This window comes from Arthrobacter mangrovi, from assembly GCF_026011795.1.
Taxonomy (GTDB): domain Bacteria; phylum Actinomycetota; class Actinomycetes; order Actinomycetales; family Micrococcaceae; genus Crystallibacter; species Crystallibacter mangrovi.
Window position 1 is genome coordinate 14,361 of the sequence record NZ_BRVS01000010.1, and the last position, 12,912, is coordinate 27,272.

Annotated in this window: 12 protein-coding genes; 3 read left to right on the top strand and 9 right to left on the bottom strand. The window is 69.1% G+C overall.

From position 1 onward, the window contains the following. Positions 1–255: 255 nt before the first annotated feature. Complete coding sequence (locus AHIS1636_RS11865; protein WP_264796042.1) at positions 256–1,197, top strand: putative endonuclease domain-containing protein; 942 nt, start codon at positions 256–258, stop codon at positions 1,195–1,197. Between the two features lie 162 nt (positions 1,198–1,359). On the opposite strand, the gene AHIS1636_RS11870 is transcribed toward AHIS1636_RS11865, so the two are convergent. From AHIS1636_RS11870 to AHIS1636_RS11880, 3 genes are all read right to left on the bottom strand, one after another. Beyond that, positions 1,360–1,752 (bottom strand): hypothetical protein, encoded by a 393-nt coding sequence (locus AHIS1636_RS11870; protein WP_264796043.1) that lies wholly within the window; start codon positions 1,750–1,752, stop codon positions 1,360–1,362. An 83-nt stretch (positions 1,753–1,835) separates the two neighbouring features. Beyond that, positions 1,836–2,540: a J domain-containing protein gene (locus tag AHIS1636_RS11875; RefSeq protein WP_264796044.1), complete on the bottom strand. Its 705-nt coding sequence runs from the start codon at positions 2,538–2,540 to the stop codon at positions 1,836–1,838. A gap of 232 nt (positions 2,541–2,772) precedes the next feature. Continuing rightward, positions 2,773–3,195, bottom strand: coding sequence for an Hsp20/alpha crystallin family protein (locus AHIS1636_RS11880; protein WP_264796045.1), 423 nt, complete (start codon positions 3,193–3,195; stop codon positions 2,773–2,775). Positions 3,196–3,306: 111 nt separating this feature from the next. Between AHIS1636_RS11880 and AHIS1636_RS11885 the strand changes: the two genes are divergently transcribed. Beyond that, positions 3,307–3,723, top strand: a complete 417-nt coding sequence (locus AHIS1636_RS11885; protein ID WP_309298609.1) for a MerR family transcriptional regulator — start codon at positions 3,307–3,309, stop codon at positions 3,721–3,723. Positions 3,724–3,868: 145 nt separating this feature from the next. On the opposite strand, the gene AHIS1636_RS11890 is transcribed toward AHIS1636_RS11885, so the two are convergent. From AHIS1636_RS11890 to AHIS1636_RS11905, 4 genes are all read right to left on the bottom strand, one after another. Continuing rightward, positions 3,869–6,700 (bottom strand): GH25 family lysozyme, encoded by a 2,832-nt coding sequence (locus tag AHIS1636_RS11890; protein ID WP_264796046.1) that lies wholly within the window; start codon positions 6,698–6,700, stop codon positions 3,869–3,871. A gap of 385 nt (positions 6,701–7,085) precedes the next feature. Continuing rightward, positions 7,086–7,316: a hypothetical protein gene (locus AHIS1636_RS11895; RefSeq protein WP_264796047.1), complete on the bottom strand. Its 231-nt coding sequence runs from the start codon at positions 7,314–7,316 to the stop codon at positions 7,086–7,088. 155 nt (positions 7,317–7,471) lie between these two features. Continuing rightward, positions 7,472–7,951, bottom strand: a complete 480-nt coding sequence (locus tag AHIS1636_RS11900) for a DUF4383 domain-containing protein (protein WP_264796048.1) — start codon at positions 7,949–7,951, stop codon at positions 7,472–7,474. A gap of 106 nt (positions 7,952–8,057) precedes the next feature. Continuing rightward, a complete protein-coding gene (locus AHIS1636_RS11905; protein WP_264796049.1) occupies positions 8,058–10,634 on the bottom strand; it encodes a DUF11 domain-containing protein in 2,577 nt (858 codons plus the stop codon). 429 nt (positions 10,635–11,063) lie between these two features. Between AHIS1636_RS11905 and AHIS1636_RS11910 the strand changes: the two genes are divergently transcribed. Beyond that, positions 11,064–11,240 carry a CsbD family protein gene (locus AHIS1636_RS11910; RefSeq protein WP_262103567.1) on the top strand — a complete coding sequence of 59 codons (177 nt, stop codon included), beginning with the start codon at positions 11,064–11,066 and terminating at the stop codon, positions 11,238–11,240. 80 nt (positions 11,241–11,320) lie between these two features. On the opposite strand, the gene AHIS1636_RS11915 is transcribed toward AHIS1636_RS11910, so the two are convergent. Further along, positions 11,321–11,848: a hypothetical protein gene (locus tag AHIS1636_RS11915; RefSeq protein WP_264796050.1), complete on the bottom strand. Its 528-nt coding sequence runs from the start codon at positions 11,846–11,848 to the stop codon at positions 11,321–11,323. Positions 11,849–12,057: 209 nt separating this feature from the next. Next, positions 12,058–12,912 (bottom strand): LPXTG cell wall anchor domain-containing protein (locus AHIS1636_RS11920; protein WP_264796051.1); only part of this gene is annotated, 855 nt, incomplete at its 5' end.

Below are 12,912 nucleotides of genomic sequence, written 5' to 3' on the forward strand. Positions count from 1 at the left end.
CGCCGCCTTTTAGGCCCGGCCCGGACCCGCCTTTTAGGCCCGGCCCGGACCCGCCTTTTCGGTGCCCGGCCATTTCTCCGACCCGCCGCCTTTAGGCCCGGCCCCCGGACCCGCCTCCCCGGGACTTGGGCCTCCCCGAAAAACTGTTGGCCGGAAACGACCCCTTTAGATCTTCTAAAGGGGTCGTTTCCGGCCAACAGATGAGACTGTGGACAACTTGTGCAAGGAACCCGTCAACGTCGGCATACTGTCGGCATGCGCAAGCCCTATCCGCTTCCCAACCACCTGCAGCAATCAGCCTTTACTCTCGAGGACGGACGGAAAGCAGGCCTGAGCCGCAGCCGCCTGAGCAACGACACTGTCGTGAGAACTAGCCGCAGCATTCGATCGCCTAAGCATGCAGAGCTGGATTTTCCCGGTCGGCTCAGGCCGTACACCCGGATCAACGAGCGCAGCTGCGCTTCCCACGCCAGCGCGCCCATCATCTGGGACTTTCCGGATTCCGACGGCGGCTATCCCGAAGAGCCCATCCACCTCACCCGGCCCTCCGGAGCCGCCCGCATCCGTCGGGACAACATCGTCTGCCACCGCTCGCAGGTCTATCCGGATGAAGTCGAGCAGCTGGACGGCATCTTCCTCACCTCACGGGCCCGCACCTGGCTCGACCTGGCCGAAGGCTCGGACCTGGATCTGCTCGTCGTCATCGCCGACCACCTGATCAGAATTCCCCGGCCGCGGTTCGAGAATCGACGAAAGCCCTACTGCACCCTCGACGAGCTCGCCCTGCTGATCGGGCGCCATCCGGGAAAATCCGGCATCTGGCTTGCCCGCCAAGCACTCGATCTTGCACGCGTCGGCGCCGATTCCGCGCCCGAAACCCGCCTGCGGCTCGCCCTCGGCCGGGCCGGACTGCCCGAGCCGCTGCTGAACTGCCCGATCGTGGACGACTCCGGAAAGGAGTGGCACAGCCCGGACATGTCTTACCCGAAGTACCGGCTCGCCATCGAGTATCAAGGTGAGCCCCACACCCAGCCCCTGCAAGTCCGCCGGGACATCCGCCGGGCCGAGAACGTCGCAGCCGCCGGGTGGGACGAGATCCGTATTTCCGGCGACCACATGCTCCACGGCGCCCGCGAGGCCGTGGCCAAGATCAGGACTGGCCTGATCGAGAAAGGCTGGGACGGCCGCGCCGCGTAGGACTAGAGGCCATCCGCGGCGAATAAAGCCCAAGCCAGCCCAGCACACGCTGCCGGGCCATCCCCGGCGCACAAAGTCCCAGCCCGGCCCTGTGGTTAGAGCCACGCCCTGCGGCGGGATCGGCGCGGCCCGATTCAACAGCCGCTAGTCCTCAACCGCCACTCAGTCCTGGCTGTGGCGGTGGCCGAAGATGAACTCCTCGGCGTGCGCCACCGCCTTCTTGAACGAGTCGTTCCGCAGCGCAATCTGGTCGAAGTCACCATTCGCTTCAGCCTCGACATAGTCCGTGAAGCCCGGACGCAGCGCCCAGATCCCGCCCGTCGGAGGCAGGTAGAACACGGCGAAGGAGCGGTGCTCGCGGTCGTCTTCCCACACGGGAACGACGGCGACGGCGGCACCTGTGTCCACGTTGATCCATTGGGCGCGTGGCCGGGGCTGGTCCTCCTCGTACACGCTCGGGTCCAGGAAGGGCGCCGTCCCGGGGCCCCAGCGCTCTTCGAACCTCTCATGGAAGATCGGGAAGAGGTGGTAGTCATAGCGGCGCCAACTGGACATTGGACCTGCTCCTTTCTGAAGTGCCGAATGGGATGCGAATGGGATGTTTGTGTGCCGATCGGAAGACCCGGGCTGCTGCGGGGCTAGCGGAAGAACCAACGCCACAGCAGGCGCTCGAAGACGTCGGGCGGCGGGCGGAGCGGCGATTCGTCCGGACACAGCGAGATGGCGTCGTCCTGCCGCGGCCGGAGCCAGGCCGGCGAGATCCAGACGTCGTCGTTGCCCTGCCGCGGATCGTCCCGGACAACCCAGACGTCGTCGTTGCGCCGCCGCGGATCGTCCCGGACAACCCTGACGTCGTCGTTGCCCTGCCGCGGATCCTCCCGGACAACCCAGACCTCGTCCCGGCGCTGCCTCGGGTCGTCCCGGACAACCCTGACTTCGTCCCTTTCCACCGGGTCCGCCCCGTCGGGACCGTCCTCCGCAGGCGAGCCGTGCGGCCCGGATGACCGGGGCGAGCCGGGCGTTCCGGCCGGCCTGTGCGAACCGGGCGCATCCCCGCTGCGGTGGACCCGGACGTGGATGTTCCGGCCGCGCGGCACCGGCTTGGCCTGCGGGCGGCGGCGCCGCTGATCATAGGCCGCCCGGCGGCGCGGGTCCGAGAGAACTTCATAGGCATGGTGGATCGCCGCCACGTTCCGGGCCATCCAGCGGGCTTCAACGGCGTCGCGCGGTTTGTGCATATCCGGATGGTGTTTCCGCAGGAGCGTTCGGTAGGCACGGCGGATTTCCTCCGGGCCCGCGGTCGGAGGAACCTGGAGGATGTCGTAGAGATCCGGCTCTTCCATGGCAACCTCGCTCAAGCAGCGGACGTCGGCCGGGGTCCGGCGGAGGGACCTGCATCGGCAGAACCTCCAATCGATGCCGGTCTCTCCGGCGGACGGCAGGCCGGGCCGCTAATCTTCGGCCCGGCCCGGGGAGTCGACTGGCGGCCTCCGCCGGAACGGCTCGCCGCCCTCAACCGGGACGGCTCAGACGTCTACGCCGGGACCGCCGACCGTGTCCGCCTCTCGCTGCAGATCAGGCGTTGATCTGCTGTTGCGTATCGCTGCTCTTAATCTCGATCTTGCGCGGCTTGGCCTGCTCACGGATGGGGATGCGCAGTGTCAGCACCCCGGCGTCGTAATTGGCCGTGACCGCATCCGTGTCCAGCGTGTCGCCGAGGATCAGCTGGCGGCTGAAGGTGCCTGCCGGCCGCTCGGCCGCCACCACGTCCTGGCGGTCCTCGACACGGGACTTGCGCTCGGCGCCGACGGTCAGGACGTTGCGTTCCACATCCAGATCGATTGTCGAGGGATCAACGCCGGGCAGGTCCAGTTCGACGACGAACTCGTCGCCCTCGCGCCAGGCATCCATCGGCATTGCCGCGGGCCTGCCCTGCGTCCCGAAGACCTGCTGGGTCAGGCGGTCCAGCTCACGGAAGGGATCTGTCCTCATCAACATGACTGCCTCCTTCAGTTCTTCTTGTCGATGCCGGAGAGATTATCTATGTCTTCCGACACAGAAATTATGACTCGGGAGTATCCTGTTTTCAAGTAGTTTTTGGAGGACGAATTGGCTGGAGAACGGCACAGCGCCGACCGCGGCGTCTACGGCATCTCCGTCGCTGCGGATCTGCTCGGCGTCGGTGAGCAGACTCTGCGTCTCTACGAGCGCAAGGGCCTGGTGGAGCCGGCGCGGACCGACGGCGGCACCCGGAGGTACAGCCAGAACGATGTGGACCGCATGCGCAGGATCGGCGAGCTGGTCGGCGACGGGCTGAACCTGGCGGGCGTGGGCAAGGTGCTCGAGCTCGAGGAGGACAACGCTGCCCTGCACCGGGAGCTGAAGGCCGCGAGGAAGAGGGCCGGCAGGCGCGGCTCCGCTCGGGCCGAGGGCAGCACGCCGAACGACGACGGCGACAGGCCAAACGGGCACAACAGAACGCCGAACGACGACGAAACGCCGAGCGGCGCCGGTCCGGAGGGCTGACCATCCTCGCCGTCCAGCAACGCCGAGCGGTACCGGGCCGAAGGGCTGACCATCCTCGCGGCCGGAAGGGCATCCGGGGGCGGAACGGCGAGGGCCCCGCCATGGATTCCATGGCGGGGCCCTCGCCCGTGAGTGGTCGGTCTGACTAGAGCGTGTCGGTGTTGATGCCGGGCTGGACGGCGTAGGACACCTTGAACTGCGTGCCGGCGTAGAACCAGGCCGAGCCGTCGGAGCGGGTGCCGACCATGTCCGCCTTGGCGTCGCGGTTGAAGTCGCCGGTGCCCACCACGCGGGTGTAGACGTTCCAGCCCGAGCCGATCCGCCGCTCCGTGGACAGCCAGGCGCTGCCGGAGCGCTGGGCCAGGCCGGTGCGCAGCCAGATCGTGCCGTCCGGCTTGCGGAACACGACGTCCTTGGTGCCGTCGCCGTCGTAGTCCCCCACCGGTGCGACGCCGGTGTAGCCGGTCCAGCCACTGGCGATCAGGGTGCGCGGTCCGTGGCTCTTGCCGGTGCCCGGCCCTGCGTAAAGGTAGACGTTGCCGTTGGGCTGCACGGCCAGCAGGTCGTTCTTGCCGTCGCGGTTGAGGTCGCCGACCCCCTCCAGGTAGGAGAACCCGGTCCAGCCGCTGCTGCCGATCTTCACGCGCGGCCGCAGGCCCTCGCTGCCCGAGCCCACCTTACCGGTGCCGGCGTAGAACCAGAGGACGCCGTTCTTGTCCACGGCCGCCAGATCGTTGCGGCCGTCGCGGTTGTAGTCGCCGAGCGCCAGCAGGTGCTTGTAGGCCTGCCAGCCGCTCTTGCCGATCTGGATCCGCGCGCCGTAACTGCCCTTGCCGTCGCCCGGAGCGAACCAGAGCTGGCCGTTCGGCTTCGAACCGATGAGGTCGGCGAGGCCGTCGCCGTTGTAGTCGCCCGGGGCGACCATCTGGCTGAACTCGTCCCAGACCGGGTCGCCCTTGGCAACCGCCCGCTGGTAGCCCTCCGGTTCCGAGAAGCCGGTGCCGGCGTAGAACCGCAGGGTCTTGTTCGAGTAGACGCCGAGGATGTCGCCCTTGCCGTCGCGGTTGTTGTCACCGACGCCGAGCACCTGCTGGAACGCCTGCCAGCCGCTGCTGCCGATCTTCTGCGAAGCGTTGAAGAGCTTGCCGGAGCTGGTCGGCGCGCCGTTGCCGCGCAGCAGCCAGAGCGAGCCGTCCGCCTGCGTCGCAGCGACGTCCTCGCGCCGGTCGCCGTCGAAGTCCTGCATGGCGATCAGCTGGGTGAACTTGCCCCAGCCGGTGCCGGCGGTGCTGCGGCTGCCGAGCGCGCCGGTGCCCTTGCCGGGGTACAGGTATGCGGTCCCGTTGGTGTGCTTGGCCAACAGGTCCTGCCTGCCGTCGTCGTTCAGGTCGCCGGTAACAACGACGTCGGTCATGGAGTTCCAGCCACTGGAACCTACCTTGACGCGGGCCTTGAACTTGCCGTCGCCCGTGCCGGCGTAGAACCAGAGCGAGCCGTCGGTGTGCCGGGCGAGCAGGTCCGGGTACTGGTCCCCGTTGAAGGTGCCGGCGCCAATCAGCTTGTTGTAGACCTGCCAGCCGCTGCCGATCCTGACGGGCGTGCCGTAGCCGCCGGAGCCGTTGCCCGGGTAGAACCAGAGGTAGCCGTCGGTGCGGCGGGACACCAGGTCGGCGTGGCCGTCCATGTTGAGGTCACCCGGCGCGGCCGAGGTGACGGTGGTGCTGACCGGGTTCACCGTCGAAGTGGCCGGCTTGACGCCGGAGGGGTACTTGGCGAAGTCCTTCAGCTGGGTCAGCGTGCCGCGCCACAGGTTGGAGTCGCCGAGGAACGGACCGGATTCGCTGTACTGCCAGATGTCGAACCGCTTCCAGCCCGCCGGCAGGTACGGCGAGGTGATGTTGCCGTAGGAGAAGTGCGCGACGTGCAGCGGGTGGTCCTTGAAGGCCGTGCTGGAACCCAGGCACTGGTTCCACCAGCTGCCGGTGGTGTAGATGGCGGGGACGCGGCCGGTCCGGACCTTGATCTGGTTGGAGAAGTCGCGCACCCAGTTGACCAGCTGCGACGGGCTCATGTTGTAGCAGGTGTTGCCGAGCGTCGGATACGGGTTGTACTCGATGTCCAGCAGCGGCGGCAGCGTCCGGCCGTCCGCCGACCAGCCGCCGCCGTTGTTCACGAAGTAATCCGCCTGGGCCTTGCCGCTGGTGACGTTCGGAATCGCGAAGTGGTAGGCGCCGCGGATCATGCCGACGTCGTACGACCCGGTGTACTGGTTGCCGAAGGACGGATTCGTGTAGGTGGTGGACTCGCTGGCCTTGACGTAGGCGAAGCGGGCACCGAGGTTCCACTCGTACTGCCAGTTCACGTCAGGCTGCCATCCCGAGACGTCCATGCCTTGGACGCCAGAGGGCTTCCAGTGGTTCCGGTCCGTTGCGGCGGCGATCGTGACGGCGGCGGTGCGGTCGATCTCGAGGACGTCGAGAGTCTCGGCCAGCTTCTCCTGGCCCTCCTCCGTCTTCAGTTCCGCCTCGGCCTCCCGGCGCATCTCCAGGCCCTTGCCCATCTCCGCGCCGTGCTCGCCCTGCACCTTCTCCAGCAGGGCCAGCTTCTGCGCCTGGGTCATTTCATCAAGCGGGATGTCCTCGACCGTCGCCTTGTCGGTGTCCTCGGCCGGTGCCGGTACCTCGGTGGCGGGAGCCGCGGGTGCCGGCTCGGCAGGCGCCGGTTCGGCGGGCGCCGTCGTCGCGGGCGCCGCCGGCTGTGTAGGAACAGTCGTGGCGGGGGCAGGAGAGGCCTCCTCCGGCGCGGGCTCGGGCAGCGCGCTGCTCGTCGGCTGGGCAGTGCCCTGCGCGGCCGGCGCGGTTTCGACGGCCTGCTGCGGCGCGCTTTCGGTGGCGGATGCCGGCGCCATGAGGACACCGCCGACGGCCACGGAGAGGACCGTGGCAGCGGTCAGCACACGGGTGCAGGAGCCGGTCAAACGTTTCTTCCAAAAAGGCGCAGAGGTCTGGTCTAAGGTTGAATGTTTCATGAGGAAGCGCTCCCCCGGGCGCGCGTGAAATATGAGGCTACAGTGACGGCTGTGGTTAAAGGGTAACCCAAACCGTCAAGCCCCGTCCCGGGACCAAAGTCCCATGCAAGGCCGACACGCCGTTATGTGTTTGACATCACGCAGCGGCCCAAAAGTGATCTCCCGGCATCGGATCCATCCGCCCACGTCAGCGGCGCGAGGCCCGTCAGTTTGTCCCGAAACCGCCGCTCAGCCGCAGGCGCCGCCCGGCGGCGCGGTCCCGCCCCATGGCACCGCCGCTCAGCCGCTGGGGGTCTTCCCCGGCGGGGCTGTCCCGTCGGACCGGCATCGCTCCTCAGCCGCAGGCGTCGTCCGGGGGCTGGGTCCCGCCGGATGCGGAGCGGATGTCCTTCTGCCGCTCGTCCTCAATGATGCGCAGCATCCGCCGCTCGATCTTCGCCGCGGCCACGGGGCCGAGCTCCGCGCGCAGCCGCTGCAGTTCCTCCGCCGCGATCTGCCGGCGCAGGGCATCGCGCTCGGCGACGCTCGCCGCATTCTCCAGCGCCCAACGGTGCTGCTCGAACATGTGGCCGACCCCCGCTCTCCCTGCCGCCGCCCGCCCCGCGGAACTGCCCTGCGGCAGTCGGCTCCCGGCGTCGTTCTTGGCTGTGGTTATCCCGCTCCCGGAACGGGCACAGAGTTGGGCCGGCTCCTCCCTAGTGGGACAGCCGGCCCGTTCGATTACGGATGCGCCGTCCGGTGTCCGTGGCCTTCGACCTTGCGGCTGCCACTGGTGAGCAGCAGGCCGATGGCGATCATCGCGACGCCCAGGACGAAGTGCAGCCAGTCGTCCGCGGTGTTCAGCGGGACGAAGTTGGCCGTAGCCTCGGGGCCGACGATCAGGCCGTAGATCCACAGCGCGAGGTACACCACGCCGCCATAGACCAGGTAGTTGCGGGCGCCCCAGGCGTTCCGGGCCGCGGCGACACCGGCGACGCCGTACAGCAGGTGCACGATGTTGTGCAGGACGGAAACCTGGAACACGCCGAGCAGCATGGCCCCGGACGTGTGCCCGGCGAAGGCCATCTCGTCATAGTTGGTCGTGATCCCGGGGATGAAGCCGAGGACGCCGACCACCAGGAACACGATGCCGACAGTCATCGCTGCCGTCCGGACTGCCGGATGCGCGCCGTGTGCATGCATGCTTTGTGATGCGGTCATAGCCGTCTTCCCATCTGTGGCCGCCTCTCCTGTCAGGATGGGCAGGACCCATGAGGCGTCCGCTGTTTTAAGGATAGATTCTGGCGGCTCGGGTGCAAGGGGCGGCCTACTGGGGGCTGCCGGCGTTTTCCAATCCGTTACCGGGAATGGCGGCGCAGGCTCGGGCAGTGACCGTCCGCTCCAGGGTCGCTGTGTTCGCCAGCCCGGTGCGGTTGCCGCCGAAGCAGTCCAGCGCGGCGGCGGGCGCCTCCTTGTCGACGCGGACGCGCACGTCGATCAGGTAGACATGGGTGTCCATCACGCCGATGGCGCGGTCCAGCGCCAGGAGCTGCGCGGGATTGCGCCGCGGCCGGACCCACTCCCCGGAGTTGTCCGAGCCGAGCAGCATCCACTTCGCGGAGATGATGTTGATGCCCGGCCCGAAGTCCAGCGTGTCCATCAGGTTGTAGCTGGTTCCGGAAATGACGGACGGGTTCTGCACGGCGACCTCGTAGGACACGTCCCACACCCCGTCGCCGGCTTGCTCGGACCGTAGCGGCTCGCGGGCGCTGGTGGTCACGCGCAGCTTCGGCGCATGCCAGTCGCTCGCCACCTGGCAGGCGATCTGCTGGCCGTAGCCGGGCGTGACGGAGGTTTCCCCGTGCACCAGCCGGCCCGTCCCCGCTGTCAGCTCGCAGTTCCAGCGTCCGGGCGAGAATTCGGCCCCGCCGACAAAGCGCGGGCTCTCGCCCAGGTTGTACGTGGTTCCGGCGGCCACCTCGGCGGCCACGCCTGAGCTGCCGGCGACGGCGGGGGCGGCTTCCCCGCGGGGCGTCGCGAAGAGGTTCCAGTCCGCGGGGCTCACGCCGTGGACGGGCTCCGCCGACGGGACCTTGACCAGCGTCAGCAGCTGCTGGCACTTCACCGCGGCAACGATGGTCACAGTGTTGATCGACTTGAGCCGGCCGACCCGCCCTGCGCCGTCCATGCCGGCGGCCTCGCACCCGGTGGGAAGCTCGAGGTTCTCGGCCAGCGAGACAGGAGTGCCGCCGTCGTATGCGTACCATGCGCCCCACTCCCCCTTGGCGACGCCGCCCGGTCCGGCGGGCACCAGCAGCGCGGAGTCGAACCCCTTGGGCTGGGTGCCGCCGTGGTAGTGGGTGCCGTTGATGTTCCAGTCCTGTTCGACGGCGACACGCACCGGCAGCGGCTGGCAGGCCTTGGCCGTGAGGCCGTTGAGCTGCGCGCTGCTGGTCAGGCCGGTGCCGCGGCCGGAGTTGAAGCGGCAGTCCAGGTCCGCCGCGGGGGTCCCGGACGGGACCGAGACGACGGCCTCCACGTGGTAGGTGTGGGTGATGTCGCGGTCGGTGTCGAAGCCGAGTGTGGTGCCGGCCGGAGCCAGCGTGGCCGTCCGGTTGGTGTCCGGCGCCGGCCAGATTCCGGACGCCGACGGACCGTCGCCGGTGCGCTCCCAGCTGGCCGAGATGATGCTCACCCCGGGGCCGAAGTCCAGGGTGTCCTGGAGGCCGTAGGGTTCGGCGGCGTCGTCCGAGGTGTTGGTGACGGTGATGTCGTAGCCGACGGTCCAGACACCGGGTGCGCGCTCCTCCGGCGTGCCGGCGGTCTTCATCAGCTCCAGGTCGCCCTCGCTTTGGCCGCACTCAAGGTTGTTGCGGATGGTGTAGCGGTTCAGGCCCTCGTCCAGTTCCGCGGTGAGGCCGGCGTCCGTCATGGACTCGGTACCGTCGCCGTCGATCATGCTGCGGGAGACCAGTTGACACTGCTTACCCGTGGAGATGCTGCCTTTGATGGCGACCTCGGTGCCGTCCTCATAGCCGGACTGCGGGACGCCGACGCGGGCGGGGTTGTTGGGGTCCGGGGAGATCAGCAGGCCGCCGTTGACGCCGAGGCTGGCGACTTCCTCGGGGGTGGCGGCGCGGCCGTTGATCTGCCAGGCCAGGTCCACCAACAGCTGGGCGGCGGGGCCGCCGCTGCCGGAGTCATTCCCGGGGGCACCGTCCACGATGTCCGGGGCCTCGGTGACGGGCTTCTCGATGACGTCGGGCTCGGTGCCGTCCGGGTCCTCGTCGGAGCCGGGCTGGTCGCCGTCGTCCTTCTTGCCGTCCTCATCCGGATCCGCTGGCGATGGCGCCTCGACCGGATTCGAGGGTTCCGCGCCGGGGACGGTCGGCTCGGCCGGCGGGAGCACCGGCTCCGTGCCGTCGGTGCCCGGGGCCGGCGGGACGACCGGCGGGTCCGCGGCGGGCGGCGTCGTCGCCGGCGGTGTGGTGGCCGGCGGAGTGGTGGCCGGCGGCACCTCAGGGGCGGCCGACGGCGGGACCTCGGCCGGGGCGGGTGCGGGCGTCTGCGTTGCCGGCGGAGTCGTGACCACGGGGTCGACGGCGGATGGCTGCGGCGACGGGGACGAGGCCGGCGGGGTGACGCCGGAGGGCGCGGGCGGGGCAGGCGTTGGCGACGCGGACTGGGTCGGCGCGGAGGATGGGGGCGCGGAAGACTCGGTTGTCTCGGGCGGCGTCGGAACCGCCGTCGCCGAAGCGGAGTCGTCCCAGTACTCGGCCTGCTCCGTCGGCTCCGCCTCTGTGGCGCCGGCCCCCTGCCAGCCCATCGACAGCAGGGCACACGTGAGCAGAGCGGCGAGTACGGCCCTCAAGCCGAACGCCGAACGCCGTCGTCGTTGCCTCATGTACGCCCCCAACTGGCTGTACGTCACCCAAGTCCTGCAACGCCGTCTCCGGCCCTGCTGGCCCAGGCCAACCTCTACCTCTTCAAGACCCGGCGGTCCGGGTTCTCCCCCGCTTCCCCAAGGGGCCGCGGCGGAAATGGTGGCCGGAACGGTGCGCGTTCCCGGTCCACACCAACTGGTGCTGCCCCAGCACCTTCGTGCGAGCTTTCCCGCCCCCAGCGGGAGAAGCGTAGGTCCAAAGTATCAACGGGGCCTTGCAAACACCATAGGACGAGTTGGGGTACCCCGGATTGGGGGCAGGATTTCCTTTCCGCGAAGCCGGGAGCGGATTGGTGCCTTCGGGCCACAGCGTCCGCTCCCCGGGTTAGAGTGAAAACTAAGCCGACTGACAAACCGCCAGCCGGTACGACCAAACGAAGGGAGAAAACCATGGGTTTGGACGACAAGATCGAGAACGCTGCGGAACGCCTGGGCGGCCAGAGCAAGGAAGCCGCCGGCAAGGCTACCGATAACGAGCGCCTTGAAGCCGAAGGCAAGACTGACCAGAGCAAGGCGGACTTGAAGGACGCCGGCGAGAAGGTCAAGGACGCTTTCAAGAAGGACTGATCCTTCCACGCTCCGAATGAGGGGGTGCGGCCCGCGGGCCGCACCCCCTCATTTGTGTCTGTCTGCGACGGGGGGCGGGCCTACTTGGGGTCGGCTGCGAGGCGGCGGATCCACTCTTCCGTCGGACGATCCAGGCGCCGGTCCGTCACGACCTGCAGCTTCGCTGCGCGCCTGACAATCCGGTCCTGGGTTTCCGGCGCCCGGGCCTGGCGCTGCTCCCCGCCCGGCCCCTGCTCCCGGGCCGGCCCCTGCTCCGGCAGCGCGGACGGCCGGGACACCTGGGCGAGAGGCTGCACCGCCGCCACCGAGAGGATCTCGATCTCCTCGTCCGTGGCGAGGCTGCTCGTGGCCAGGATGCCCAGGATACCGAGCCCGGTCTCCTTCAGGGCAGGGTCCTCCGAGAGCGCCGCATTCAGCGCCCACTGCGCCCGGCCCCACCACTCGCCACGGCGGTCGGCCAAGGACCGCTGCTTCAGGGCCTGCCACGCAATCGTTCCGGCGATCGTCGCCGCCAGCAGCGTAGCCAGCGGCGAGAGCGCACTCACGACTTCCCACCAGGCGACGTCCTGGCCGCCTGCGGCCTGCGCAACAATGATCAAGCTGTCCACGGCTCCATCATCCCCCTCCGGACCGACGGCGGCGCCCGATTCCCCACCAGAAACCGTTTGGACGTGCGCAATGCGGGCGCCGGCACGCCGAGGCCGCCGCCCGGTCTCCCGGACGGCGGCCTCGGTTCTCGAAAAGCCGGCTCACTCGAGCCGGTCAGGCCGGCTGCGCGGCGGCGGCTGTTCCCTGGCCAGCCGCGGAGCCGGGTTGATCAGCCCTTCCTGCGCGACAGCCGCGTCGCCGCGGCGCCGCCGAGGATCAGCAGCCCGGCGCCGGGCACCAGCCAGAGGCTGTCAGTGCCGGTCTGCGCGAGCTGCGGCCGGACCACGGGGGCCGGCTGCGGAGCCGCCGCACCGGGCGCCGGTGCCGGGGCGGGAGCTGGAGCGGGCGACGGAGCCGGGGTCGGTGCCGGCGACGGAGTCGGCGCCGTTTCCTCTTCCTCTTCCTCGCCGTGCTCGTACTCTTCTTCTTCCTCGCCGTGTTCGTACTCTTCCTCAGGGAGCTCGACTTCGGCGCAGGCCTCGGCCTCGTACTTGTGGTTCAGCACGGCACGGTTCAGCAGGCCGGTGCCGTCGTCCCCGTTCAGCTCGCAGTCCAGCTGGTCCTCGTCCGCGTCCTCGTCAACCTCGACGCGCACCCAGACGTTGTAGGTGTGGACGGAGTCGGCCTCGATCTCGCGGTCGGCGGCCAAAGTCGCCGTCGGGTCACCGGACGGATCGGACCAGACGCCGTCCTCGTCGTCGTAATCCAGGAGCCAGGCCGCATCCGTGGCGGTGATCCCCTCGCCGAATTCCAGCGTGTCCGTGAGGTCGTACTCGCGGTCGGCGAACTTGGACGGGTTGGTCACGGTGACCTCGTAGTCGATCTCCCAGATGCCGGCGCCGACATCGATGGCGTCCCCGGCGCTCTTCTCGATCTCGAGGTGCTTGGCATGGAGCTCGTTGGTGGCGGTGCAGGTCACGTCTTGGCCATGGTCCGGCTTGACCGTGTCCCCGTCCTGCTCCACCGCGCCGAAGTCCGCCTCGCAGGACCAGCCGGCCTCCTCGAACTCATCACTGCCGTCGAA